This is a genomic window from Cellulomonas sp. JZ18 (assembly GCF_009720485.1).
GTDB lineage: Bacteria > Actinomycetota > Actinomycetes > Actinomycetales > Cellulomonadaceae > Cellulomonas.
The window spans coordinates 2,661,751-2,687,500 of record NZ_CP045245.1; the positions used below are offsets into that span (position 1 = coordinate 2,661,751).

Sequence of the window (25,750 nt, forward strand, 5' to 3'; positions counted from 1 at the left end):
CGGCGCGGCGGCCCGGTCGAGGTCGACCGGGCCGCCGCGCCGCGCTCGCGAGGAGCGGGACCGTCAGTAGCCCTGCGGGCTGTACGCCTGGCTGCCCTGGTCCTCGTCCTGGCCGCCCTGGTCGCCGCCCTGGTCGCCGCCCTGCACGCTGCCCTGCACGCGCTCGCGCGCACCCTGGGCCTCGTCCTTGACCGAGGACGCCGCCTCCTGGCCGGCGCTCCTGACCTGCTGGGCGCCCTCCGTGGCGCGCTCCTTGAGCGCGGTCGCGGCCTCCTGCGCCGGCTCCCTGAGGTTCTGAGCCGCCTCCTGGGCGACCTCCTTCACCTGCGGCGCCATCTCCTGCGCCTTCTCCTTGACCGCGGTGGCCGCGTGCTGCTCCTTCTGGCTGGCGGGCAGCAGGGAGCCGGCGAGCCAGCCGACCCCGAACGCGATGAGGCCCGCGGCGAGGGGGTTGCCCGCCGTCGCCTGCTTCGCACGCGCGGGCGCGGCCGCGGCGGCGTCCTTCGCGCGGCCCGGCGCGTCGTGCAGCGAGCCGCCGACGGACGAGCCGGTCGAGGACGCCGACGACCTCAGGTCGTGCGCCTTGTCGCTCACCGTGTCCTTCGCGCTGTGGGCCGTGCCGGTCACCGCGTCCTTGGCGTCGTCGACCGTGCCCATGACGCGGTCCTTGACGTCCGACAACCGGCTCTTGACCTCGTCGGCCTTGCGGTGCGCCACCGTCTTGGGGTTCACCGAGTCGGTGAGGGCGTCGACGTTCGCCGACAGGTCCGCCCGCGTGCGCTCGATGTCCGCGCGGATCTGGTCCGGGTCGCTCGTGCTCATCGGTTCTTCTCCTCGTGTCCTCGGGCGGCGTTCGGGATCTTCTTGAGGGTCTCGGCCGTCTGCGGTGCGCCGCGCACCTGCTTGACCTGCGCCTGCCCGCGCTTGGCGAGCACGAGCGCGACGATCCCCCACAGGACCGCCACCACGAGCGCCGACCAGCCGCGGTTGATGACGGCGCCCAGCGCCCACCACAGCGCGACCGAGACGAAGACGAGGGCGAGGTTCGCGGCGACGGCCGCGCCGCCGAACATGCCCGCGCCCGTGCCCGCCTTCTTGGCCTGGTCGGTCAGCTCCACCTTGGCCAGCTCGACCTCCTGGCGGAACAGCGTGGACAGGTCCTGCGTGATCTCGCCCAGCAGGCTCCCGATCGACGGGCGGTCGCCCGCGTCGCCGGCCGCGCCCGCGGCCCCCGCCGTCCCGGCGTCCGTGTACCCGGTGCCGGGGTAGCCCGCCGCACCCGCGCCGTACCCGGCGGCGCCGGGGCTGCCGAGGGGGTCGGGGGTCCCGGTGGTCATCGCTCGTCCTCCCGCTCGACGCCGCGCCACGGCTCACCGGTCGCGGTGCCGCCCACGCCCTGCTCGTCGTCCGGGATGCCGCCCGGCGTCGACTGCACCGGCGCCGGGCCGCCGCCCGTGTCACCGGTCGCGGTCGTCTCGCCGTAGACGGCGCGCGAGGCCGCGAGGTACTCGGGCTCGTCCTCGGTCGACCCGACGCCGGGCGTCCCCCACTCGCCCCCGGCCGCGACCGTCGACGCGTCGTCCGCGACGGAGCCGGTGGGCAGCGGGCCGGTCGTCGCCGCGCCGAGGCCCGTGTCGCCGTACGCGGTGCCGGTGTCGCCGTACGCGGCGCCCGTGCCGCCCGACGCGGCGGTGCCCGCGAGACCCGCACCGGCGTAGCCGGCGCCCGTCGCGTAGCCGGCCGACGTGCCGCCGACGGCGCCGGTCGTGCCGCTCACGCCCGTGTCCGGGATCTGCGAGGCGCCGCCCGAGGTGCCCTCGTCGGAGGCGGCCGCGCTCAGGCCGCGCGTCAGACGTCCGGCGAGCAGGCCCGCCCCCGCCGCGACGGCCAGGAAGACACCGGGCCGGCGGCGCGCGAAGTCGGAGACCGCGGTCACCAGGTCGCCCGGCTGCCGGTCGTCCAGCCAGGTCGCCGCGGAGCTCGTGCGGTCCGCGAGCTGGCGTGCGAGGTCGCTCGCGAGGCCGCCCTCGCTGCTCTCGGTCATCCGGCTCAGCTCGTCGCCGAGGCCGCGCAGGCCGTCCGCGAGCCGCTTCTGCTGGGCACCGGCCTGGTCGCTCACCTCGGTGCGCGCCTGGTCGAACAGGCTGCGTGCCTGCTGCTTGGCCTCGTCCGTGACCTGCCGCGCCTGGTCCTTCGCCTCGTGCGCGACGGTGCGGCCGCTGTCGACCGCGCTCTGCGCGACGCCTGCTGCCTCCTGCTGCGCCGTCTGCGCCGTCTCCTTGGCGGTCTGCGTGGCCGATCCCGTGCCGCTGCTGGCGCCGCCGGGCTGGCCGGCTGCGTAGTCGGTGCTCATGTCGTCGTCCTCTCACCACGGGTGCGTGCACCCGTCGGACCGCTGGGGTCGTCCCGACCCGCCCCGCTGGGCAGGGGGTGCCGACGCGACGACCGTGCGGTCGTCGCGGGGGCGGGGTGTGCTGGTGGCCGTCTTCTCGACCGGTGGGCGCTGCGCTCGCGCCGTCGTGCCGGGGTGCGCCCCGGCCGGCGGGACGGGGTGCGCACCCCCGCCGTCGCCGTACTGCGACGCTAGGCACAGCACCGCAGGTGCGCCACCGGAACGCCCGGCGCGGGCGGGCCGCGAAGGCCGTCGACGGCGGGTCCGCCGCTGGGCGCGCGCGCACGGCGCCGGGCGCCTACGGTGCGGGCCGGACGTGCGTCCAGGGGCAGGGGCCCGCGGACGGGACGGCGGCGCGGACGGGACGGGCGGCGCGGACGGGACGGGACCGGACCGACGGGACCGGGCACAGCCGGGGGACGCGCCGGTCGCCGTACCGTCGTGGTCGTGACCCGCACCTCCCCCGCCGACCCGGCCTCCCTCGCCCCCGTCGCCGCGCGCGTCGTGCGCACCAACCTCGCGACCGCGTGGCCGTACCACCTCGTGCACCTGGCGGCGTCGCCCGCCGACGTGCGCGCACCGGCCGAGCTGTACCCGGCGTTCCACACGTCGTTCGACTGGCACTCCTGCGTCCACATGCACTGGCTCGGGGTCGAGGTGCTGCGCGCGGGTCACGTCGACGACGGCCTGCGGGCGTCGCTGTCGAGCACGCTGACGCCCGACCGCATCGCGGGCGAGGTGGCCTACCTGCGGGCGCACCCCGCGTTCGAGCGCCCCTACGGCTGGGCCTGGGCGGCGCGCCTGGCCGCGTCGTGCCGGGCCGCCGCCGCCGCGGGCGACGAGGACGCCGCCGGCTGGGCCGACGCGACCGCTCCCCTCGCCGGCGCGGTGCTCGACCTCGCCCTGCCGTGGCTCGCGCGCGTCGAGCACCCGGTGCGGCACGGCGTGCACGCGAACACGGCCTTCGGCCTCGCGCTGCTGCTCACCGCGGCCGACGACCTCGGCCTCGCCGACCGCGCCGACGCGCTGCGGGAGCAGGCCGTGCGGCTCTACGGCGGTGACCGCGACTGGGCCGGGCGGTGGGAGACGAGCGGCCACGACTTCCTCTCCCCCGGCCTCGCGGAGGCCGACCTCATGGCGCGCGTCCTTCCGCCGGCGGACCTGCGCCCGTGGTTCGACGGCTTCCTGCCGCGACCGCTCGAGCTGACGCGGCCGGTGCGCGTCGTGGACCCGACCGACGGGCACGCCGTGCACCTGGACGGGCTCAACCTCTCGCGGGCCGGGGCCCTGCTGCGCCTCGCCCGGGCGCTCGACGACCCGGCGCTGGCGGCCGCGGCCGAGGACCTGCTCGCGGTAGGGCTGCGCGCGCTGGACAACCCCGACTTCGTCGCCACGCACTGGCTGGCCTCCTTCGCGTGGGACGCGGTGACGAGCCGCTGAGCGACGGCCGGACCGCCGGCGCCGACCACGGTGCCGGGGTGCGGTGGCGGGGTGTCGGTGGCGGGGTGTCGGTGGCCGGGTGTCGGTGGCGGGGTGTCGGTGGGCGGGTCGAACATGTGTTCGTGCCCGAGCGCCGCGCGACCGTCCTCCACGCCGACCTCGACGCGTTCTACGCGTCGGTCGAGCAGCGGGACGACCCGCGCCTGCGGGGCCGCCCGGTGGCCGTCGGCGGCGGTGTCGTGCTCGCGGCGTCCTACGAGGCGAAGCGTCGCGGCGTGCGCACGGCGATGGGTGGCCGGCAGGCGCGCGCGCTGTGCCCCGACCTCGTGGTCGTCCCGCCGCGCTTCGACGCGTACGTCGAGGCCAGCCGCGCGGTCTTCGAGGTGTTCCACGACACGACTCCGGCCGTGCAGGGCGTGTCGATCGACGAGGCGTTCCTCGACGTGGCGGGGCTGCACCGGCTCGACGCCACCGCGCCCGTCGACCTGGCGGCACGGGTGCGGGCGCGGGTGCGCGACGAGGTCGGCCTGCCGATCACCGTCGGCGTCGCCCGCACGCCGTTCCTCGCCAAGGTGGCGAGCCGCGTGGCCAAGCCCGACGGTCTGCTGCTGGTGCCGCCGGACGGCGAGGACGCGTTCCTGCACCCCCTCCCGGTCGAGCTGCTGTGGGGTGTCGGCGAGGTGACCGCCGCACGCCTGCACGGGTACGGGCTGCGCACGGCCGGCGAGGTCGCGGCGCTGCCCGAGCACGTGCTCGTCGGCGTCCTCGGCCCCGCGGCCGGGCACCACCTGCACGCGGTCGTGCACGGGCGGACGCCCGAGCGGGTCGTGACCGACCGGCGGCGCGCGTCCGTGGGGGCGCAGCGCGCGCTCGGACCGGGCCCGCACACGCCGGCGTTCGTCCGCTCGGCGCTGCTGGGGCTCGTCGACCGGGTCGCGCGGCGCCTGCGCGGCGGGCACCGCACCGCCCGCACGGTCGTGCTGCGCCTGCGCTTCGCCGACTACACGCGCGCGACGCGCTCGCACTCCCTGCGGCACGGCACGGACTCCGGCGAGCAGCTCGCCGCGGCGGCGACGGCCCTGCTCGACGACGCGGCGCCGCTGATCCGCGAGCGCGGCCTGACGCTCGTCGGGGTCGCCCTGACGAACCTCGGCTCGGACGCGGCGGTGCAGGACGTGCTGCCGCTCGAGCACGCCGACCGGGCCCCGCTGGACGCCGCCGCCGACGCGGTCCTGCGGCGGTTCGGGGGCGGCGCCGTGGTCCGGGCCAGCCTGCTGCGCACCGGCGACGGGTTCGCGGCGCCCCAGCTCGACGACTGACCGGGCGGCCGGCAGACGTGGCGGGCTAGGCGCCCCCATGACCGTCGTGCTCCGCGCGCACCCGGCGCACCTCCTGCGCGAGCGCGTCCGCGTCCAGCGCCGGCCGCCCGCCCGGCCGCGCGGCCGTGCTCCCGGCGGCCACGGTCGCCCACCAGCCCGCCGTCGGGGCGTCGTGGCCGGCGAGGAGCGCGGCGGTGAGCCCGGCGACGAACGCGTCCCCGCCCCCGTGGGGTCCACCGGCTCGCCGCCGACCAGCGGCAGCACGACGTGGCCGCCGTCCCAGGCGACGACGTTCGCGCCGCCCGCCTCGAGCGCGACCACCCGCGGCCCGCGCGCGACCAGCTCGCGCGCGGCCCGCACGACGGCGCCCTCCCCTGCGGCGCGTCGCCGACGAGCAGCGCGGTCTCCGCGTCGTCGGCGCGCAGCACGTGCACGGACGCGAGCAGGCGCTCGCGCAGCGCGTCGTCCTCGGGCGCGCCGTCCGCCACGACGAGCGCGTCGCCGACCGCGTCGAGCGCCGCGGCGACCGCGTCCGCCGGCTGCTGCAGCTGCAGCAGGACGGCCCGCGCCGTCCCGAGCACGCCGGCGGCCGCGCGCACGTCGTCCGGGCGCAGCAGGACGTCCTGCGGGACGTGCTCGAGCAGGCGCCGCTCGCCGCCGTCGGCGACCACGTCGAGCAGCAGCGCGGTCGAGGCCCCCCTCCTGCGCACCACGGCGGCGACGTCGACGCCGTCGGCACGGGCGCGGGCGAGGACCGCGTCCGCGGCCGCGTCGTCCCCGACGACACCGACGAGCGCGGTGCGCAGCCCGAGCTGCGCGCAGCCCACGGCCTGGTTGGCCCCCTTGCCCCCGAGCACCTCCAGCCGCTCGTGCACGGGCGCGGACCCGCCCGCCGCGGGCACCGCCTCGACCCGCACCACCAGGTCCCGCGCGACCTGACCGACCACCACGACGTCCACGCCCCGCACCTCCGTCCCGCGCGCCCCGGACGGGGGCCTGCGCACCGACCACCCTGCTGGTGCCGCCCGCGGTCCGCCCGCGCAGCGCTCGTGCACCCGTCCCGGACGCGTGGTCCACTGTGCGCGTGCCGCTGACCGTCGAGCCCTGGACCCTGCGCGAGCCGACGCTGGACGTCGACGACCTGCCCCGCACGGCCGCGCTCCTCACCGTCGCGAACGGGCACCTCGGCGTGCGCGGCGTGCTCGAGGAGCAGCGGCCCGCCGTCGCCGGCGGCACGCTGCTGGCCCCCGTGTACGAGCGCCACCCGCACGACTACCCCGAGCCCGCGTACGGCTACCCGGACCACGACGAGCGCCTCGAGCCCGTCGTCGACGCGTGCGGGGTGGACCTCGAGGTCGACGGCGAGCCGCTCGACGTCCGCACGGGCTCCCTCGAGCACCACGAGCGGCGCCTCCACCTGCGCACCGGTGTCCTGGAGCGGGAGGCGGTGTGGACCTCGCCCGGCGGCACCCCGGTCGAGGTGCGCACCCGACGCTGGGTGTCGCTCGTGCGGCGCGAGCTCGTCGTGACGGCGTACGAGGTGCGCGCCCCGCAGGGTGCGCGGGTGCGCGTGCGGGTCGTGCCCGGCTGCCCCGGTCCGGGGGGCGCCCCCGGCCGCGGGGCCGACGGCAGCGCCGGTCCCGGCCTGGTCAGCGAGGCCTGCGGGCACGACGCGGGCCGCACGTGGGTCGCGCAGCGCACCGTGCTCGCCGGTGTGGGGGTCGTCCTGGCGACCGAGCACGACGTCACGGCCGGCGACGGGGTGGTGCACGGCTGGACGCAGGACGCGCACGGGTGGGTGCTGGACGCGGACCTGCCGCCGGGCGGCTGGGTGCGGCTCGCCGGCCGCGCGGCGTACGCGTGCGGGCGCCGGCCGGTCGAGGGGCTGCTCGCGGACGCGCGGACGGTCCTGGCGGACGCGGAACGCGCGGGCGAGGACCGGCTCGAGGCGGAGCACCGCGCGTTCCTCGACGACGTGTGGGAGCGGGCGGACGTCGTCGTCGAGGGCGACGACGAGCTGCAGCAGGCGGTCCGGCTCGCGGTGCTGCACACCGTGCAGGCCGCGGCCCGCGTCGAGGGCACCGGTCTGCGCGCCAAGGGCCTGACCGGGCTCGGGTACCACGGGCACACGTTCTGGGACGCGGAGGGCTTCGTGCTGCCGGTCCTCGACCACGTGCTGCCGCACGCGTCGGCGGCGCACCTGCGGTGGCGGCACGCCACGCTCCCCCGCGCCGTCGAGCGCGCCCGCACGCTCGGGCTGCCGGGCGCCGCCTTCCCGTGGCGGACGATCTCGGGCGAGGAGTGCTCGGGGTACTGGCCGGCGAGCACCGCGGCCGTGCACGTCACCGCGGACGTCACGGACGCGCTCGTGCGGCACGTGGCCGCGACGGGCGACGACGCGCTCGAGCAGGAGGTCGGGGTGGACCTGCTCGTGCACGGGGCGCGCTTCTGGATGGGCCGGGGCCACCACGACGACGACGGCGCGTTCCACGTGCACGGGGTGACGGGACCGGACGAGTACACGGCCGTCGTCGACGACAACACGTACACCAACCTCGTGGTGGCGCGGTCGCTGGAGGCCGCGGTACGCGTCACGGCGCGCTGGCCGCACGAGGCGCGCCGGCTCGGCGTCGACGACGACGAGCGTGCGCGGTGGGCGGCGGCGGCGGCCGCCGTCGTCGTGCCGTACGCCGCGGACCTGGGCGTGACCGAGCAGTCCGCCGGGTTCACGCGGCGGCCGCGCTGGGACTTCGCGCGCGTGCCGGACGGGTGGACGCCGTTCGAGGACCGGGTGCACTACACCGAGCTGTACCGGCACCAGCTCGTCAAGCAGGCGGACCTCGTGCTCGCGCTCGTCGTGGCGGGCGACCGGTTCACGGCTGACCAGAAGCGCCGCGACTTCGCCTACTACGAGCCGCTGACGGTGCGCGACTCGTCGCTGTCGGCGAGCGTCCAGGCCGTCGTCGCCGCCGAGCTGGGCCACCTGACCCTCGCGCACCGGTACACGCGCGAGTGCGCGTTCATCGACCTGCACGACCTGCGCCACGAGACGCAGGAGGGCGTGCACGTGGCGTCGATGGCCGGGGCCTGGGACGCGCTCGTGCGCGGGTTCGGCGGGCTGCGGCTGGACCACGGGCACGTGCGGGTCGGCCCGCGCCTGCCGCCGGGCATCTCCCGGCTGCGGTTCCGCGTCCGGGTCGACGGGTCGCACGTGGAGGTCGACGCCCGGCGCGACGGGGTGACGTACCGGCTGCTGGCGGGTGAGCGGGTCGTGCTGCGCCACGAGGACGAGGAGCTCACGCTGTCGCCCGACGCCCCGCAGGTCGAGCGCGAGCTCGTGCCCGTCGCCGAGCCGACGCCGCCCCGGCAGCCGCCGGGACGCGAGCCGCGCGGCTGACGGGACGCGAGCCGCGCGGCGGACGGGGACCGTCAGCGCTCGCCGGGCGGGACGGCGGGCAGCGTGACGAGGAACGTCGTGCCCTCGCCCACGGTGCTGCGGATCTCCATGCCGCCGCCGTGCGCGTCGACGACCGCCTTGGTGATCGACAGCCCGAGCCCGACGCCGGGGATCGCGCGGCGCGTCGCGTTCGTCGCCCGGAAGAACCGCCCCGTGAGCTGCGCGAGCTCGTCGGCGGGGATGCCGATCCCGGTGTCGGACACGGCCAGGCGCGCGCCGCCGTCCGGCAGCGGCGTCAGCGCCACGCGCACGGTCCCGCCGGCGGGCGTGAACTTCAGCGCGTTCGAGACGAGGTTGTCGACGACCTGGCCGAGGCGCACCGGGTCCGCCTCGAGCCGCGCCTCCTCGAGCTCCGCGACGAGGGTCACCTGCGCCTGCTCGGCCGTCGGGGCGGCGGACGCCACGGACGCGCGCGCGACGGCGGCGAGGTCGGTGGGCTGCGGGCTGATGGCGAACGTCCCGGCGTCCACCTGCGCGGACAGCAGCAGGTCGCTGACCAGCCGCAGCTGGCGCCGGGCGTTGCGCTCGACGATCGTCAGGTACTCCCGCTGCTCGTCGCTGAGCGGCTCGGTGCCGTCCATGAGCAGCTCGAGGTAGCCGAGGACCGACGTGAGCGGCGTGCGCAGCTCGTGGCTGACGAGCCCGATGAACTGGTCCTTGAGGCGGGCCGCCTCCCGCTCCGCGGTGACGTCCGTGGCGACGACGACGTAGCCGCCGACCGCGCCGTCGGGCTCCAGCCGCCGCGTCACCGCCAGCCGGACCACCACGTGCGTGCCGTCCGCGCGCACGTAGGTCCAGTCCCGCACGTCGGCGCTGCCCGACCGGACGGGCGCGACGAGCGCGTCCACGAGGTCCCGCTGCTCGGCGAGCGCCTCGCCGTCCGGCCGGGGCGCCGCGCGGTGGGGGCCCCGTCGCTCGTCGATCTCGCTGCGCAGGTGGAAGTCGGTCAGGTGCCGGCGCCCGACGACCTCGCCCTGCGCGTACCCGAGCAGACGCTCGGCCCCGGGGTTGAAGACCTCGACGAGCCCTTCGCGGTCGGTGGCGATGATGGCCTGCTCGGTGGCGGAGTCGATCACGGAGATGAGCTGCTCGCGGGCGGCGCGCTGCGCGCTCGCGACGTGCTGCAGCTCGACCGCCGCCTGCCGCGTGCGCTCCAGCAGACCCGCCTGCCGCACCTGCAGCGCCTGCAGGCGGCGGTTGTGCGCGCGCAGGCGCTGCGTCATCTCGTGCACGAAGACGCTGATCGCGAGCGCGCTGGCCGCCACGAGCAGGCTGCGCAGCACGACGACGTCCTGCTCGACGTCGGGGTCCACCAGGGTGGACGTCAGGACGGTCGCCGCCGTCCCCAGGGTCGCGACGACGATGCGGGCGCGCCCGGGCCGCGCACTGAGCGTGATGACCGGCAGGTACACCAGCGCGGCGTACGGTGACGCGAGCCCGCCGGTGCCCATGCGCAGGGCCGCGACCGCGGCGATCTGCAGCAGCGGCAGCACGTCCTCGGCGCCGCCCGGCAGGCGCCGCCACGGCACGGCGAGCGCGAGCACGAGCGAGAGCACGGTGAGCCCGGCGGCGACGACCACGGGCGCGGTGTCCGTGACGCGTACGCCCGGCAGCCCGAACGTCGCCGACGCGACCGCGAACAGGACCGCGAACGGCAGCTGGCGCTCGAGGACCGAGCCCTCCGGCCCGAGGCGCCGGATGAGGTCGCTCAGCGGGTGGGTGGGCGCGTCGTCGTCCCGGGCCTCCGGCGGTGCGGTGGCCGGGACCGCGGGCAGCGGTGCGGCCGGGCTCACCGCGTCACGGCCTGCAGCACGACGGCGAGCGCCGTCGCCGCGGCGGCGACCGCCGAGGCGACGACCGTCCACCGCTCACCGCGCCGGTTCGCCGCGATCTCGTCCTCGAGCGCGTCCGGCGTGAGCGTGGCCCAGTGCTGCGTGCGCGGCACCTGCCCGTGCGCCGCGGTCGGCGTGGGTGCGCTCATGCCGCCACCTTCCCCGTCTTCTCGGTCTTGTCCCACACCATCGCCGCGCCGCGCCGCTCCTGCGCGTACGCGTCGAGGGTGATGGCGCACAGCAGGGGGCCGTACCCGACCGCGTAGAGCAGCGGCCGGGACAACCAGCCGACCCACCGGCGCCCCTCGAGGGCGCGGACCACGCGGGCCATGAGCATCGACAGCGCCGGCCAGGAGTAGAGCAGCAGGAGCAGGGCCTCGCGGCCCGCGTCGCTCAGCTCGAGCCCGAACCAGCCGGGGACGACCACGGGCCAGAACTCGGGGAAGCCCGCCGCGACGACGAGGGCGAGCGCGCCGAGCCCCGGGAACGTGAGCGCCTCGAACCAGGACCGGCGTGCGGTGTCGAGGTCGACGAGCAGGGCGGTCACGGTGACGTACACGTACGCGGCGACGCCGACCCACCACAGCGTGCCGAACAGCCGCGTCGCCGTCTCGGGCGAGACCAGGTGCAGCCCGACCAGCCCGACGGACGCCAGGACCAGCGTGAACGGCAGCGCGTAGGTGGAGAACCAGATGAGGCCGAACCCGAACGACCCGAGGCGGTGGGTGCGCGACGGCCGGAACCACAGGTGCCGGAAGCGGCGGGTGATCTGCGCGTTCCCGCGTGCCCAGCGCGCCCGCTGCTTCCACAGCGCCCGCACCGAGTCCGGCTCCTCCGCCAGCACGACGGCCGACCCGTCGAACACGACCTGCCGCCCCTCGAGCTGGGTGAGGAACGTCGTGACGGTGTCCTCGGCGAGGGTCGTGGTGTCGATGCGCCCGCCCAGCGCCACGAGGTTCTCCCGCGTGTGCAGCTGCGCGCCGCCGGCGAGGCAGGCGAGCGCGCCGAGGACGTTCTGCGCCCGGCGCGCGCACGCCTGCGCGGTCACGTACTCGTAGCCGATGAACCGGGCGACCGCGCCCGGGCGCTCGCTGCCCTCACGGATGTAGGCCGTGACCGCACCGATGCGCGGGTCGGCCAGGTGCCGCGTCATCCGGCGCAGGGAGTCGGGCCGGAAGATGACGTCGGCGTCCGTGACGAGCAGCGCCTGCATCCAGTCGTCCGCCAGGACGCGCTCGATGCCGTGGTTCAGCGTGTGCGCCTTGCCCTGCCCGCCCTGCTCGCGGCGCAGGTGCACGACCCGCCCCGGGTAGCGCTCCGCGAGCGCGCGGACGACCTCGGGCGTGTCGTCCGTGCTCGCGTCGTCGACGACGTGGACGCGCAGGCGCTCGGGCGGGTACTGCAGCCGCATCAGCCGCCCCACCGACGCGGTGAGCACCGCGCCCTCGTTCCAGGCCGGGATGAGCACGGCGACGTTCGGCAGGTACGGCGCCGCCCGCGAGAGGTGGTTGCGCCACGCGTGCACGGGCAGCAGCACGTACTGGTACAGGCCGCCGAGCGCGGGCAGGACCCCGATCGCGACGCAGACGACGAGCAGGGCGACGAGCACGTCGCGCAGCAGGTCCGCGGTCATGCCGTCCTCCCGCCGGTGCCCGCCGCCGCGAGCCGTCGGTACCGGCCCACGTCGTCGGCGACGTGGGCGTCCGTGGACGCGACGAGCAGCACGCCGGCCTGCGCCCACCGCGCGCGCACGCGCGGGCCCGGGCAGTCCCACTTCTCGTTGACCTCGGCGGGCGTGCCGGAGGCGACGAGCACCGCGGCGAGCGCGTCCAGCAGGTCGTCCGGCACGTCGTCCTCCGTGAGCCCGACCTTGGGCAGCACCGAGAACGGGTGCGCGAGCTGGGCGCGGCCGGTGCGCTCGACGGCGCGCGCGGTCGCCGTCACGAGCATCTCCACGACGTCCGCCGGCCGCACCGCCCCGGCGTCGAGCCGCTCGCGCACCGTGCGCGGGCTCCACGGGCCGTCCGGCCCGGGCAGCTGGTGGTCCGCGAGCAGCACCCGGTCCGGGCCGTCCGGCGTGCCGAGCGCCGCGAGCACGTCGGCGGGGGCGTCGACACGGCCGCCGGTGTCGAGGACCTTCGCCTCGACGCCCGTCAGCACCTCGAGCCCGTCGACCGGCGGCAGCGCGCGCACGGCCGCGAGCATCGCGGGGACGTGCGTCGACGTCGTGCGCACGTGGTCGACCATGCGGACCCGCCGCAGCCCGGCGCGCGCGGCGGCCGCCAGGTTCTGCGCGGGCGTCGAGACGGCGTCGTCGGAGAAGGTGGAGTGCACGTGGTGGTCCTCGTCCAGGCGCGGGGCGCCGGGCGCGAGGTCGCGGCCGTCGGTGCTCATCGCGGTGCCAGGACGTCCTCGACGGGCAGGAACACGTCCTCGAGGTAGCGCACGTTCGCCACGGCGCGGTGCTCGACGTGGTCCGGGACGTCGCGGCCGAGCACCGCGTCCAGCACGAGCGACGGCATGTCGACGCCCGACGCGACCGTCAGCGGCATCGACCCGGGGAACCGCGGGTTGACCTCCAGCAGCGCCGGCCGGCCCTCGGCGTCCCGCTTCAGCTGCACGTTCGCGACCGACGTCAGGCCGACCGCGCGCGCGACGGCGGTGGCCGTGGCGACCAGCTCCTCGTCGTGCAGCGTGAGGCCCGCGACGGCGATGCCCGAGTCCACGCGCTTGCGCGCCCGCGGCACCGCTGCCACCACGTGCCCGTCCGGCCGCGCGAGCACGTCCACGGAGTACTCGTCGCCCGGCAGCAGGTCCTGCACCAGCAGGTCCTCCTCGGCGTGCACGGCGTCGAGCTCGGCGGCCGAGGTCACGGTGCGCACCCCGCGCGATCCCGCCCCGCGACGCGGCTTGACGATGACGGGGAACGACCAGCCGTCGAGCGCCTGCGGCGTGCCGACCAGCTCGGTGCGCGGCACCCGGACCGTGCGCGCGCACGCGCGCGCCAGGGCGAGCTTGTCCAGGCACGTCTCGATCGTCGCCAGGGACGGCGAGGCGAGCAGCGTCCCCGCGGCGGCGAGCTCGTCGCGGACCGCCGCGAGGTGCGGCAGCTCCACGTCGACCGTGGGGTACACGACGTCGACGCGGTCCTCGCGGCACGTCGCCCGCACGACGTCGACGAAGTCGTCGGCGCTCCCCGCCGGCACCAGGCGGCGGCGCTCGGCGGGCACGAGGTACAGCGCGCTCGCCCACGGGTCCATGTCCGCCGCGAGGACCTCGACGTCGCCGCGGCGCTGCAGGGAGCGGATCACCGCGACACCCGCGGCCCCGCCCGCACCCGTGACCAGGACCCGCGTCATGCCACCACCCCCTCGTCCCGCGCCGCGTGCAGGACGGCCGCCCCGGCCGCCCGCTCCCCCGCGCCGAGCGCCGCCGCGGCGCGCACGGTCTCCAGGGGCTCGGCGTACGTGCCCGTGCCGAACCGCGACCAGTACCGCGCGGTCGCGCGCACCAGGTCCGGCTCCATGTAGTCCCGGTGGGCCTGCGAGGCGAACGCGGCAAGCATCTGCAATTTCGTCTCGACGAAGCCGTCGACCGGCACGAACCGGTCGGGGCGGAACTCGACCGTGGCGGACGGGCTCTGGAAGCACGCGAGCGACGCGACGCGCCGGGTCGCCACCATGACGGCCTCGTGCACCGCGCGGTGGTCCTGGTGCCGGTCGTGGCGCGAGTGCGTGTAGCAGACGGTGGGGCGCACGTCCGCGACCGTCTCCTCCACGACCCGGATCAGCCCCTCGGCGGGCGCCATCCTGGTGTCGGGGAAGTCGTGCAGGAACAGCCGGGCGCCGATGACGGCCGACGCCGCCAGCGCCTCGCGCCGCCGCACGTCGGCGTCGCCGCCCACGGCACCGCCGGACATCGTCAGCACGACGACCGTGTCGCCCGCCGCCCGGTGGGACGCCAGCGTCGCGCCCACGCCGATCTCCACGTCGTCGGGGTGCGCGCCGACGGCCAGCACGACCCCGCCGGACGACGCGGTCGCGCGCCGCCGCCCCTCGGCGGCGAGCGCCGTGACGCGCTCGAGCAGCGTGCTCGCCGCGACGGGCTTGACGAGGAACTCGTCGGCGTCGCGGCGCAGCGCCTCCACCGCGTAGTCCACGCTGGCGAACGCGGTCATGACGGCGACGGGCACGCCGGGCGCGCGCGAGCGGAGCTCGACGAGCAGCTCGAGCCCGCTCATCCCGGGCATCTGGATGTCGGTGACCACGGCGTCGAACCGGTGCTGCGCGACCTGCTCGAGCGCGGACGACGGGTCGTGCACGACCGTCACCGCCATACCGCCGCGACGGCCCAGGACCGTGCGCACGTACTGCGCGGTGTCGACGTCGTCCTCGACGACGAGGACCTCGTACTGCTCGTCCACTGCGCTCCCCCCCGGGCCGTCCCCGGTCACGCTAACCCGGCCCGACGGGGCGCGGCGCACGACGGGGACGTCCCGGGCAGGCCGCTGACCTGCGGCGTCGGGACGAATGGGGACGGGTCGGGCGGTCGCGTGCAGACATCACCCGATGACGCGCGCACGCCCCGGCCCCGCTGGGTGCGGGACCGGGGCGTGCGGCGGCGCGCGCGGCGCCGTGGTGCGGGGGCGCGGGGGCGCGGGGTCAGCCGCGCAGGCTCGCGGCCTCCTCGCGGGCGGGCACGGTGGCGTCGGTGGCCTGCGTGTCCGCCTGCTCCTCGCGCACCTGGTCGACCTCGTCACGGAACAGGTCGTCGACGCTCGCCGACTCGTACCGGGCCACGTCGAGGATGCCCTCGCGCTTGGCGACGATCGCCGGCACGAGCGCCTGCCCGGCGACGTTCACGGCCGTGCGGCCCATGTCGAGGATCGGGTCGATCGCCAGCAGCAGGCCGACGCCCGCGAGCGGCAGGCCCAGCGTCGACAGCGTGAGCGTGAGCATGACGACCGCGCCGGTCAGGCCCGCGGTGGCCGCCGAGCCGACGACCGACACGAACGCGATGAGCAGGTAGTCCGTCACGGACAGGTCCACGCCGAACAGCTGCGCGACGAAGATCGCCGAGATCGCCGGGTAGATCGAGGCGCAGCCGTCCATCTTGGTGGTCGCGGCCAGCGGCACCGCGAACGACGCGTACGGCGCCGGCACCCCGAGGTTGCGCTCGGTGACCCGCTGCGTCACGGGCAGCGTGCCGATGGACGAGCGGGACACGAACGCGAGCTGGATCGCCGGCCACGCGCCGCGGAAGTACGCGCCGACCTTCAGGCCGTTGGTGCGCAGCAGCACCGGGTAGACGACGCCCAGGACGACCGCCAGGCCCACGTAGATCGCCAGCGCGAACGTCGCGAGCGGGGCGAGCAGGTCCCAGCCGTAGGTCGCGACGGCGCGGCCGATGAGGCCGAGCGTGCCGAGCGGCGCGAGGCGGATGACCCACCACAGCACCTTCTGCACGACCGTCAGCGCCGAGCGGCTGAACGCGAGGAACGGCTCGGCGGCCTTGCCGGTGCGCAGCGCGGCGATGCCCACCACGAGCGCGACGACGACGATCTGCAGGACGTTGAACGAGATCGACGTGTCGGCGGTGAAGGTCCCGTCCGCGCCGGCCTCGAGGCCCGTGTCGGCCTCCAGGCCGAGGAAGTTGCCCGGGATCAGGCCGTTGAGGAAGTCGAGCCAGCTGCCGGTGGAGCTGGGCTCGGCGCCCTCCTCCGCGGTCAGCGTCGTGCGGGCGCCGGGCTGGAAGAGCAGGCCGAGGCCGATGCCCACGGTCACCGAGATCGCGGCCGTGATCGCGAACCACAGCAGCGTCTGCCAGGCGAGCCGGGCGGCGTTCGTCACCTGCCGCAGGTTCGCGATCGAGGCGACGATGGCCAGGAAGACCAGCGGCGGGACGATCGCGCGCAGGAGCGTCACGAACGCCGAGCCGATCTCGCTCAGCGTGGTGGTGAGCCAGTTGGGGTTCCCGTCGGCGTTCACGGGGCCCATGCGCAGCGCGAGCCAGCCGAGCAGGACGCCCAGGCCGAGGCCCAGGAGCACCTGCACGGTGAAGGACGGCATCCGCAGCCGGCGCTTGGGGGCGTGGTGGTGTCGGTCGTGGTGGAGGACACGGGTGTCGGTGCCTTTCGCTGGGCGCGCGGGGGCGCCGTCGGCGGTGCGTGCTGGTCTCGTCACGCGGGAGGAGCAGGAGGCGTCCGTCGTCGGACGCGGCGGTCCGGCCTCAGGGCCGGACGGGTCCGGCGTTCAGGGCCGGACGGGCACGGGGCTCAGCGCGGGAGGGCGCGACACAGCGCGCTGGCGACCCTGCGCAGGTCGACGGCGCGGCGCTCGGTCAGGTCCCACGTGCTCACGCGGTACGGCTCCCCCGGTCTCGTACGGCGGCCGCGCGACGCGGCCGTGGGTGTCAACAGCGTCCCCCGCCGGTTTCATCCCGGGTCGGGCACCCGGGTCGCGCCGGGCACGAGCAGAGCCCGAGCAGGGGCACGCGCACGGGCACGGGCACCACCGCCCGGCGGGACTAGAGTCGGCGCGACCTCCCGACGAGGCGTGAGCCCCGCCCCCTGCCCTCGAGGAGCCCCGTGACCGTCGCCGACGCCGCCCGCGTCCCCTGCGACCCCGACCTGCCGCTGTCCGTCCGGCTGCGCACCGGCACGCGCGCCGACCACGAGGCGGCCGAGCGGAGCGCGTTCGTCGAGCACCTCCTGTCCGGCGCGCTCACGCGGGACGCCTACGTGGACCTGGCCGTGCAGCAGCACGCCGTGTACACCGCGCTCGAGGAGGTGGGCGACGCGCTGCTCGCCACGACCCCCGACGCGTCCGCCGTCGTCCTCGAGGACCTGCGCCGACTTCCGTCGATCGAGGACGACCTCGCGTTCCTGCTGGGCGCCGACTGGCCGGCCCGGGCGCGCGTCCTGCCGGCGACCGCGCGCTACGCCGCGCACCTGCGCGAGCACGCCACCACGCTGCCGCGCTGGGTCGCGCACGCCTACACGCGCTACCTCGGCGACCTGTCGGGCGGCCAGGTCGTCCACCGGATGATGCAGCGGCACTACGGGCTGGGCGAGCAGGGCCTGTCGTTCTACCGCTTCGCCGCGGCTCCGAGGGTCACGCCGTTCAAGGACGAGTACCGCGACCGGCTCGACGCGCTGCCGCTGACCGAGGAGCAGCGTCGGGAGGTCGTCGACGAGGCCCGGCGGGCGTTCGCCCTCAACCGCGGCGTCTTCGCCGACCTGGGCGCTGTCCACCACCCCTGACGCCGCCCGCCGGCCTCCGGCCCTCCTCCTGCGTGCTGAGCCGGACGCGGCCGGCTCCACCCGACGACGGTGCCGGGGCCCGCGGCGGCCGTGGCAGGGTGACGTGCGTGACCACCGCTCCGCTGCCCGCGCCGCTGCCCGCGGCGCCGCCCGTGGCCGCCGACGCCGTGGCCGGCGACGCACCCGTGCGGGGCGCGCTCACGGAGCTGCAGGCGCGCCGGCTGGGGCCGGTGCGCCGCTACTTCGCGCAGCACCCCCGCGCGATGGACGCGGTCGTCGTCGTCGTCTACGCGCTGCCGGGCCTGCTCCTGGCCACGGCGGCCTCCGACACCGCGATCCGGCGCGAGGACGTGGGCGACGGCCGCATCGCAGTCATCCTGGCCGTCATGCTCGGCGGCTTCGTGGCCGGCGCGGTCGCGCTCAACTGGCGGCGCACGCGGCCCGTCACCGTGGCCGGCACGCTGGCCGGACTGGTCGCGCTGTCGTACGCCCTCACCGGGTCGCCGGGCACGCTCGACCTCGCCCTGACCCTCGCGGTGTACGCGGTCGCCGCGAACCGCCCACCGCGCGTCACCTGGGCCACCGTCGGCATCGCGTACCTCGTCGTCGCCGGCAGCACGCTGGCCTGGCAGGACGACGACCTGGTGGAGGTCGACGCGGCCGTGACCGCCCCCGCGCCCGCCGGGGACCCGGCGACCGCGGACGTCGACGTCCTCGCGGTCGCACCCACGCCGCTCGACGACGGCGCCTCCATGCCGGCGCGGGTGTTCAGCGCGTCGGCCGAGCTCGCGGTCCTGCTCATCGCGACGTCCATCGGCACGAGCGTGCGCAACCGCCGCCTGCACGTGGCCGAGCTCGTCGAGCGCACGAACGCCCTGGCCCGCGAGCGCGACCAGCAGGCGCAGATCGCGCAGGCCGCGGAGCGCTCGCGCATCGCCCGGGAGATGCACGACGTGGTCGCGCACAGCATCACGGTGATGATCGCGCTGTCCGACGGCGCGAACATCGCGCTGACGCGCTCGCCCGACGCCGCGCGCACCGCGCTCGGCGAGCTGTCGTCCACGGGGCGGTCCGCGCTCGCCGAGATGCGCCGCGTCCTGGGCGTGCTCGACGACGACGGCGCCCCGATGACCCCGCAGCCCGGCAGCCACGACCTCGTCGCGCTCGTGGAGCGTTTCCGCACCGCCGGCCTGCCGGTCGACGCCCGCGGCCTGACCACGGCCCTGCCCGACGAGGCGACGCTGCAGATCGCGGTGCACCGCGTGGTCGCCGAGGCGCTCACGAACGCCCTGCGCCACGCCCCCGGCACGCCCCGCGTGCAGCTGTGCCTGACCCGCACCGAGACCGCCGTCGTCGTCGAGGTGCTCGACGACGGCCCGCGCGGGCCCGTCCCCGACGCCGGTGGGGCCGGCCGCGGGCTCATCGGCATGCGGGAGCGCGCCGCCGTGTACGGCGGTGCGGTCGAGGCCGGACCACGACCCGAGGGTGGGTGGCGCGTGCGCGTCACCCTGCCCTGGACCACGACCACGGAGGACGCATGACCCGGGTTCTGCTCGTCGACGACCAGGCGCTGCTGCGCATGGGCTTCCGCCTCGTGCTCGACGCCGAGGACGACCTCGAGGTCGTCGGCGAGGCCGGTGACGGGCGCGCCGCGCTCGAGCAGGTCGCGGCGCTGCGGCCCGACGTCGTGCTCATGGACGTGCGCATGCCCGGCATGAACGGCATCGAGGCCACCGAGCGCCTCGTCGCCGAGCACCCGGGCACGCGGGTGCTCATCCTCACGACGTTCGACCTCGACGAGTACGCGTTCGCGGCGCTGCGGGTCGGTGCGAGCGGGTTCCTGCTCAAGGACGCCCGGCCCGCGGAGCTCGTCGCCGCCATCCGGTCGGTCGCGTCCGGGGACGCCGTGGTCTCGCCGCGCGTCACCCGGCGCATGCTCGAGCTGTTCGCCCCCCAGCTGCCGGCCGCCGACGCGCAGGCCGACGGCGACGGCGTGCACCCGCGGCTGCGGGACCTGACGCCCCGCGAGCTCGAGGTGCTGCGGCACATGGCGGAGGGGCTGTCGAACGGCGAGATCGCGGCGACGCTGTTCCTCTCCGAGGCGACCGTGAAGACGCACGTCGGCAACGTGCTCGCCAAGCTGCGCGTGCGGGACCGGGTGCAGGCCGTGGTGCTCGCGTACGAGGTGGGCGTCGTGGGTGCGGGCCGCACGGGCGGGCGCACCGCCCGCTGAGCGCGCGCCGCCGACCCGCCCGATGAGTTCGTGCGCGCCGGCGGGTCGGAGGCAGGTGGACGCAGCACGCGCCGACCCGCACCCGCACCCGGACCCGCGAAGGAGCCGACGATGACCGAGCCCACCACCACCGAGCCCACCGCCACCGAGCCCACCACGACCGAGACCCAGGCGTTCCGCACGCTCGACGTGCCGGGCGCCACCATCGCGTACGACGTGCGCGGACCGCTGCCGACGGCGGACGGCGAGCCGCCGCTCGTGCTCATCGGCCAGCCCATGGACGCCTCCGGGTTCGGCACGCTCGCCTCGTACCTGACCGAGCGCACGGTCGTGACGTACGACCCTCGCGGCATCGGGCGCAGCACCCGCACCGACGGCAGCCGCACGAACGACCCGCGGCAGCAGGCGCAGGACCTGCACGCGCTGGTCGCCGCGCTCGGCGGCGGTCCGGTCGACCTCTTCGGGTCGAGCGGCGGCGCGGTCACGGGCCTCGCGTGGGTCACCGCGCACCCGGAGGACGTCCGGACGTTCGTCGCGCACGAGCCCCCGCTCCTCGGCGTGCTCCCCGACGCCGACCGCGCCGCGGCGGCCGCGGCCCGCGTCGACGCCGCGTACGCCGAGCGCGGCTGGGGCGCCGGCATGGCGGCCTTCATCGCGCTGACGTCCTGGCAGGGCGAGTTCCCGGAGGACTTCCTCGCCGAGCTCCCCGACCCGGCCCAGCTCGGTCTGCCCACCGAGGACGACGGCTCGCGCGAGGACCCGCTGCTGTCGGGCGCGTCGAAGCCCGTCACGGCCTACGAGCCGGACCTCGACACGCTGCGCTCGGTGCCCACCCGGGTCGTGCTCGCGGCGGGGGTCGAGAGCGCGGGGCTGCTCACCTCGCGGGCGACGTACGCGCTCGCCGAGCGGCTCGGCACCGAGGTCGCGGTGTTCCCCAGCGGCCACGGCGGCTTCCTCGGCGACGAGTACGGCATGCCCGGCGAGCCGGAGGCGTTCGCGGCGCGCCTGCGCGAGGTGCTGGCGGGCGCCTGACCCTCGGCGTGCAGCGTTCGGGACGTGGGACGTCCCGAACGCTGCACGCGGCCGGCGCCGACCGGCTGCTCAGCGGGTGCTGAGCACCTCCGCGACGAAGCGCAGCGACCGCTCGCGCAGCCCTGCCACGCGCCGCGCGACGATCTCCTCGCGCACCGCCTCGACGTCCGAGCCCGCCTCGGTGCGGGTCGGCGGGCGCCGCACGTTCGCCGAGCACAGGAAGTCGGTGCAGATGAGCGTGCCGATCGTGTTGCCCCGCCGGCCGGACGCGCCGCCCCGGCGGGCGACGTACAAGGTCACGTCGTCCGTGACGACGACGTCCTCGCACCACGCGCACACCGCACGGCGGCGGGCGCGGGTGCCGTCGCTCGCGCGCAGCAGCACGCCGGTCGGCTCGCCGTCGACCTCGAGGACGACGTACGCGTTCAGGGGTGCCTTGCGGTCACGCCAGCCGAGGTAGTCGAGGCGGTCCCAGTCGAGGGCGTCGAGGTCGGGGAGGGTGGCCTGCGTCGCCTCGCGCCGGGACGCGTTGACGAAGGCGGAGCGGATCTGCTTCTCGGTGAGGGCGTGCATGGGGGTCTCGGCTTCCGTGGGTCGGGAGCCGCCGGCCGGGGCGTGCGGGTGCACGCGCGCACGGACCGGGTGGGTCCGCAGGACGGTCGGCGGCGGGGCGGACGTGCCACGTCGCGCCTGCGACACCGGGGGCGCGGTGCGCGCCACGACCCACGAGCACCGGGCAGGGCGGACGCGACGGCACGGGCCGTCACGTCACCGCCGGGCGGGGACGGGTCCGGGTGTCAGAGGGGCGCGACGCGATCGCGCGCGGACGCCGAGCAGGCCTGCACGGCCACCTCGCGTCCCGCGGTCTCGTCCCGCACGTCTCGCTCCTCGTCCCGGTCGTGGCCGCCGCCCTCGCGGCGGCCGACCGTCGATGCTACGCCCCGCCGCCGGCAGGGCCAACGGCTCTTCCGCGCCCCTGCCGGCGGCAGGTGCCGCTCAGCGGCCGCGGCGCGCGCCGGCGCGGGCGCCCATCGACATGCGCACGGCCCCGCTCGGCCCGGACCCCGGGGTCGACGTCGAGTAGGTGGTGCCGCGCGGCGCCCCGCCCTCGCGGCGACCCGGCTCGCGCGACTGGCCCGCGCTGGCGGCGGTGCCGGTCGCGGCACCCGTGCCGGTCCCCCGGCCGCGTCCGCCGCGGCGGCGCCGGCGGGCGCCGCCCGCCGCGTCCCGCGTCGTGCCGTCGCCGGAGGTCGCACCCGATCCCGCGGGGCCGCGGCTCGCGCCGCCCTGCACCCCACGCGCGCCGGACTGCTCGCCGCGTCGGGCGGCCGGACGTGCGCCGCCCCCGGAGGACGCGGCCCCGCGGCCGCCGCCCTGCCGCGCCGGCTCCGGCACCGCGGTCGCGACGACCGGCGCCATCGGCGCGCCGACGAGCCGCTCGAGCACCGCGTCACCGGCACGCACCGCCTGCGGCCGCACCTGGATGCCGGCCTGCCGCGTCATGGTGCGCACCTCGTGCTCCTGCTCGGGCAGGACGAGCGTCGCCACGGTGCCGCCCGACCCGGCGCGCGCCGTGCGGCCGGAGCGGTGCAGGTAGGCCTTGTGCTCGGCGGGCGGGTCGACGTGCACGACGAGCTCGACGTCGTCGACGTGGATGCCGCGCGCCGCGATGTCGGTCGCCACGAGCACCCGGACCTCCCCGGACGAGAAGGCCTCGAGGTTGCGCTCGCGCGCACCCTGGCTGAGGTTGCCGTGCAGGTCCACGGCGGGGATGCCCGTCGCGGTGAGCTGCTTGGCGAGCTTCTTGGCCTGGTGCTTGGTGCGCATGAACAGGACGCGGCGGCCGGTGCCGGAGGCGAGGTGGCGGACGACGTCCTTCTTCGTCTCGGCGCCGTCGACGTGGAAGACGTGGTGCGTCATCGTCGCGACGGGCGACGCGGCGGAGTCGACGGAGTGGCGCAGCGGGTCCTTGAGGAACGCCGTCACGAGCTTGTCCACGCCGTTGTCGAGCGTCGCGGAGAACAGCATCCGCTGACCGCCGGCCGGCGTCGCGGACAGGATGCGCCGCACCCCGGGCAGGAACCCGAGGTCGGCCATGTGGTCGGCCTCGTCGAGCACCGTGACGCGGACGTCGGCGAGCGAGACGACCTTCTGGCCCATGAGGTCCTCGAGACGGCCGGGGCAGGCGACGACGACGTCGACGCCGGCCTTGAGCGCCGCCTCCTGCGGGCGCTGCGACACGCCGCCGAAGATGGTGGTGACGCGCAGCCCGGCGGCCTGCGCGAGCGGCTCGAGCGTGGCGGCGATCTGCGACGCGAGCTCGCGGGTCGGGGCCAGGACGAGGCCGGTCGGGCGACCGGGCGTGCGGCGGACGGCACGGGTGCCGGGCACGAGCCCGGCGAGGCGCGCGACGAGCGGCAGGCTGAACGCGAGCGTCTTGCCGGAGCCGGTGCGCCCGCGGCCGAGCACGTCGCGGCCGGCGAGGGTGTCCGGCAGCGTCGCGGCCTGGATCGGGAACGGGTCGCTCACGCCGCGGTCGGCGAGGGAGCGGACGAGGACCTCGGGCAGGCCGAGGGAGGAGAAGCTGGGCACGGTGGGTCGCCTTTCGCGGCGGTCGTGGGGGCGTCCGCCAGCACCACGGGCCGGGACGCGGGCGCGCTCTGCGAGGACTTCGATCGCGGCACGCCGGTCCCAGTGTGCCCTATCGCGGGCCCGTGACCTGTGCCGACTCGCTCACACCGTCGCCGCGTGCGTCCGCGGACCCCCCGTCCGCCGCCTCCGCAGCGGTCCCGGACGGGCCGTGCGCCGGCGTCGCACGCGGCCCGATCGGGCGCACGCGGCCGGCCACGAGGAGGCCGAGCGCGATCGCCACCGTGAGCGGCAGCAGCGCGGGCCGCACCCCCACCTCCTCGGCGAGCAGCCCGAGCAGCGGCGGCGCCGTGAGCTGCGCGAACGAGCTGAACGACGTCGCGACCGCCACCCGGGCGGCGGCCCGCTCGGGCTCGTCGGCGGCCGCCGCGACCGCGAGCGGGTTCGGCAGCGCGGCGCCGACGCCCCACGCGAGGACGCCGAGCCACGCGAGCGGCAGCGTCGGGGCGAGGCAGAACAGCAGCAGCCCGCCCAGCGCGCACAGCTGCGACGCGCGCAGCACGACGACGCGCCCGAGCCGGTCGACCAGCCGCGTGCCGGTGAGCCGCACCACGGTCATCGCGGTGACGAACGAGCCGTACGCGAGCGCGCCGACGGCCTCCGGCTGGTCGAGCCCCGTGGCGACGGCGAGGCTCAGCCAGTTCGCGGCCGACCCCTCGGCGAGCGCGGAGGCCAGCAGCACGACGCCGATGAGCAGCGTGCGCGGCTCGGTCCAGGCCGCGAGCGCCGCACCGCGCGCCGCACCACGGGCAGCGCGGCCGCCGCCCGACGGTCCGGCGTCGAGCGCGGTCGCCGGCCGCACCGTGGCGAACCGTCCGGTCGCGACGAGGACCGCGACGACGAGCACGTGCAGGGACACGGGCACGCCGGCCGCGGATGACACCGCCCCGAGGAGCGCGCCGAGGGCGGCCCCGACCGAGAACGCCGCGTGCATGTGCGGCAGCACCGTGCGCCCGACCCGCCGCTCGACGCGCGCGCCGTCGAGGTTGATCGGCACGTTCACGAGCGCCCCGCTCGCACCGTTGAGCAGCGCACCCACCGCGAAGACCGGCACGCTGCCGAGCGCGGTGCCCGCCGCGACCAGGCCGAGGCCGGTCAGCGCACCGCTCGTCGCCACGACGACGGTGCGCCGCGTGCCGAGCCGGCCGACGACCGCCCCGGCCAGGAGCAGGGTGACGAGCGCACCGGCGGCGCCGGCCACGAGCAGCGCGCCGAGTGCGCCCGTGGACACCCCGAGCGACTCGCGGATCGACGGCAGCCGGCTCAGCCAGCTCGGCCCGATGACCCCGAACAGCGCGAACTGCGCGAGCAGCGCCAGCCGGGCGGAGCGCACGGCGGCGTCGGTCCCCGAGAGCTCGCTGCGCACCGGGACATCGTCCCCCGCCCCACCGGGGGGACGCGCGCAGGGCCCACCAGCCGGGACCGCCGGCCGCAGCGGCGTGCCCTGCTAGCGTCGGCGCCCATGCCGCGACCCGCGGGACGTCCGCGCACCGCGGGTCCCTCCCCCACCGGCCTCGGCACGCGCGCGGACATCCTCCACGCGGGCGCGCGCCTGTTCTGCACGGTCGGGTACGGGAGCACGAGCACGCATGCGCTCGCCGAGGTCGCGGGCGTGCGGCAGGCCACGCTGTACCACCACTTCCCCGGCAAGCACGCGGTGCTCCTCGAGCTGCTGCTCGGCACGGTCCAGCCGTCGCTCGAGGCGGCCCGCCACCTGCTCGCGCGGGACGAGCCGGCGCCCGCGCGGCTGTGGTCGCTGTGCGCGGGGGACGTGCGGCTGCTGTGCGCCGGCGAGGACAACCTCGGTGCGCTCTACCTGCTGCCGGAGCTGGACGACGAGCGGTTCGCGCCGTTCCACGAGCGCCGCGGCGAGCTGGAGGACGCCTACCGGGCGCTGGTCGCGGCCTGCGGCGTGCCACCGGCCGACGTGGTGCGCACCGCCGCGCTCGTGCTGGGGCTGGTCGAGAGCGTCATCCTCCAGCGCCGACGGGCGCCGGAGACGCTCGACGCGCGCACCGCCGAGGCCGTCGCGGACGCGGCCCTGGCGCTGGTCGGCCTCGACCGCGACGCGTGCGCCGAGCACGCGCGCACCGCCCGGGCGCTGCCGGCCGCGGACACCGCCGCGGGCTGAGCGC

22 protein-coding genes and 1 pseudogene are annotated in these 25,750 nt (G+C 77.1%); 8 read left to right on the forward strand and 15 right to left on the reverse strand.

From position 1 onward, the window contains the following. Positions 1-63: 63 nt before the first annotated feature. The 3 genes from GC089_RS12095 to GC089_RS12105 are packed head-to-tail and all read right to left on the reverse strand — an operon-like array spanning position 64 to position 2,353. Positions 64-822 carry a DUF3618 domain-containing protein gene (locus tag GC089_RS12095; RefSeq protein WP_155377872.1) on the reverse strand — a complete coding sequence of 253 codons (759 nt, stop codon included), beginning with the start codon at positions 820-822 and terminating at the stop codon, positions 64-66. Further along, a complete protein-coding gene (locus GC089_RS12100; RefSeq protein WP_155377873.1) occupies positions 819-1,337 on the reverse strand; it encodes a phage holin family protein in 519 nt (172 codons plus the stop codon). The genes GC089_RS12095 and GC089_RS12100 overlap by 4 nt, the downstream gene beginning before the upstream one ends. Then, positions 1,334-2,353 carry a hypothetical protein gene (locus GC089_RS12105; RefSeq protein WP_155377874.1) on the reverse strand — a complete coding sequence of 340 codons (1,020 nt, stop codon included), beginning with the start codon at positions 2,351-2,353 and terminating at the stop codon, positions 1,334-1,336. Before GC089_RS12105 ends, GC089_RS12100 begins: the two co-directional genes overlap by 4 nt. Before the next feature lie 486 nt (positions 2,354-2,839). On the opposite strand from GC089_RS12105, the gene GC089_RS12110 reads away from it, so the two are divergent. Together GC089_RS12110 and dinB are read left to right on the forward strand one after the other, a co-directional pair. Beyond that, a complete protein-coding gene (locus tag GC089_RS12110; protein ID WP_155377875.1) occupies positions 2,840-3,832 on the forward strand; it encodes a DUF2891 family protein in 993 nt (330 codons plus the stop codon). A gap of 122 nt (positions 3,833-3,954) precedes the next feature. Beyond that, positions 3,955-5,151 carry a DNA polymerase IV gene (gene dinB / locus GC089_RS12115; RefSeq protein ID WP_155377876.1) on the forward strand — a complete coding sequence of 399 codons (1,197 nt, stop codon included), beginning with the start codon at positions 3,955-3,957 and terminating at the stop codon, positions 5,149-5,151. Between the two features lie 443 nt (positions 5,152-5,594). Here the strand turns inward: dinB and GC089_RS19160 are convergent. Then, positions 5,595-6,206 (reverse strand): annotated as a pseudogene (locus GC089_RS19160) (PfkB family carbohydrate kinase); the annotation flags it as partial. A 29-nt stretch (positions 6,207-6,235) separates the two neighbouring features. On the opposite strand from GC089_RS19160, the gene GC089_RS12125 reads away from it, so the two are divergent. Beyond that, positions 6,236-8,548 (forward strand): glycoside hydrolase family 65 protein, encoded by a 2,313-nt coding sequence (locus GC089_RS12125; RefSeq protein WP_230684776.1) that lies wholly within the window; start codon positions 6,236-6,238, stop codon positions 8,546-8,548. 32 nt (positions 8,549-8,580) lie between these two features. Here GC089_RS12125 and GC089_RS12130 read toward each other — a convergent pair whose 3' ends face one another. From GC089_RS12130 to GC089_RS20120, 8 genes are all read right to left on the reverse strand, one after another. Next, complete coding sequence (locus tag GC089_RS12130) at positions 8,581-10,401, reverse strand: cell wall metabolism sensor histidine kinase WalK (protein ID WP_230684777.1); 1,821 nt, start codon at positions 10,399-10,401, stop codon at positions 8,581-8,583. Further along, positions 10,398-10,589, reverse strand: coding sequence for a hypothetical protein (locus tag GC089_RS12135; RefSeq protein WP_155377878.1), 192 nt, complete (start codon positions 10,587-10,589; stop codon positions 10,398-10,400). The genes GC089_RS12130 and GC089_RS12135 overlap by 4 nt, the downstream gene beginning before the upstream one ends. Continuing rightward, the gene (locus tag GC089_RS12140; protein ID WP_155377879.1) at positions 10,586-12,073 is read right to left on the reverse strand and encodes a glycosyltransferase family 2 protein; all 1,488 of its coding nucleotides are present in this window, start codon (positions 12,071-12,073) and stop codon (positions 10,586-10,588) included. Before GC089_RS12140 ends, GC089_RS12135 begins: the two co-directional genes overlap by 4 nt. Continuing rightward, positions 12,070-12,834: a PHP domain-containing protein gene (locus GC089_RS12145; RefSeq protein WP_155377880.1), complete on the reverse strand. Its 765-nt coding sequence runs from the start codon at positions 12,832-12,834 to the stop codon at positions 12,070-12,072. Before GC089_RS12145 ends, GC089_RS12140 begins: the two co-directional genes overlap by 4 nt. Continuing rightward, the gene (locus tag GC089_RS12150) at positions 12,831-13,799 is read right to left on the reverse strand and encodes an ATP-grasp domain-containing protein (RefSeq protein ID WP_155377881.1); all 969 of its coding nucleotides are present in this window, start codon (positions 13,797-13,799) and stop codon (positions 12,831-12,833) included. Before GC089_RS12150 ends, GC089_RS12145 begins: the two co-directional genes overlap by 4 nt. Continuing rightward, positions 13,796-14,863: a response regulator gene (locus GC089_RS12155; protein WP_155377882.1), complete on the reverse strand. Its 1,068-nt coding sequence runs from the start codon at positions 14,861-14,863 to the stop codon at positions 13,796-13,798. Before GC089_RS12155 ends, GC089_RS12150 begins: the two co-directional genes overlap by 4 nt. Before the next feature lie 238 nt (positions 14,864-15,101). Continuing rightward, positions 15,102-16,508 carry a dicarboxylate/amino acid:cation symporter gene (locus tag GC089_RS12160; RefSeq protein ID WP_155377883.1) on the reverse strand — a complete coding sequence of 469 codons (1,407 nt, stop codon included), beginning with the start codon at positions 16,506-16,508 and terminating at the stop codon, positions 15,102-15,104. A gap of 206 nt (positions 16,509-16,714) precedes the next feature. Then, on the reverse strand, positions 16,715-16,798 hold the full coding sequence (locus tag GC089_RS20120; RefSeq protein ID WP_370514112.1) for a putative leader peptide: 84 nt from the start codon (positions 16,796-16,798) through the stop codon (positions 16,715-16,717). A 228-nt stretch (positions 16,799-17,026) separates the two neighbouring features. Here GC089_RS20120 and GC089_RS12165 point away from each other — a divergent pair, with 228 nt between their 5' ends. The 4 genes from GC089_RS12165 (at position 17,027) to GC089_RS12180 (ending at position 20,966) form a co-directional block, all read left to right on the forward strand. After that, positions 17,027-17,701, forward strand: a complete 675-nt coding sequence (locus GC089_RS12165) for a heme oxygenase (biliverdin-producing) (RefSeq protein WP_155377884.1) — start codon at positions 17,027-17,029, stop codon at positions 17,699-17,701. 107 nt (positions 17,702-17,808) lie between these two features. Then, positions 17,809-19,242 carry a sensor histidine kinase gene (locus GC089_RS12170; protein ID WP_155377885.1) on the forward strand — a complete coding sequence of 478 codons (1,434 nt, stop codon included), beginning with the start codon at positions 17,809-17,811 and terminating at the stop codon, positions 19,240-19,242. Continuing rightward, the gene (locus tag GC089_RS12175) at positions 19,239-19,934 is read left to right on the forward strand and encodes a response regulator transcription factor (protein WP_155377886.1); all 696 of its coding nucleotides are present in this window, start codon (positions 19,239-19,241) and stop codon (positions 19,932-19,934) included. Before GC089_RS12170 ends, GC089_RS12175 begins: the two co-directional genes overlap by 4 nt. A 111-nt stretch (positions 19,935-20,045) precedes the next feature. Continuing rightward, entirely contained in the window at positions 20,046-20,966 is a 921-nt protein-coding gene (locus GC089_RS12180) for an alpha/beta fold hydrolase (protein ID WP_155377887.1), read from the forward strand. Between the two features lie 69 nt (positions 20,967-21,035). Here GC089_RS12180 and GC089_RS12185 read toward each other — a convergent pair whose 3' ends face one another. From GC089_RS12185 to GC089_RS12195, 3 genes are all read right to left on the reverse strand, one after another. Continuing rightward, positions 21,036-21,539 carry an FBP domain-containing protein gene (locus GC089_RS12185; protein ID WP_155377888.1) on the reverse strand — a complete coding sequence of 168 codons (504 nt, stop codon included), beginning with the start codon at positions 21,537-21,539 and terminating at the stop codon, positions 21,036-21,038. 423 nt (positions 21,540-21,962) lie between these two features. After that, a complete protein-coding gene (locus GC089_RS12190; protein WP_155377889.1) occupies positions 21,963-23,558 on the reverse strand; it encodes a DEAD/DEAH box helicase in 1,596 nt (531 codons plus the stop codon). 109 nt (positions 23,559-23,667) lie between these two features. Then, positions 23,668-24,981, reverse strand: a complete 1,314-nt coding sequence (locus tag GC089_RS12195) for an MFS transporter (RefSeq protein WP_155377890.1) — start codon at positions 24,979-24,981, stop codon at positions 23,668-23,670. Between the two features lie 96 nt (positions 24,982-25,077). On the opposite strand from GC089_RS12195, the gene GC089_RS12200 reads away from it, so the two are divergent. Then, a complete protein-coding gene (locus tag GC089_RS12200) occupies positions 25,078-25,746 on the forward strand; it encodes a TetR/AcrR family transcriptional regulator (protein WP_155377891.1) in 669 nt (222 codons plus the stop codon). Positions 25,747-25,750 lie beyond the last annotated feature (4 nt).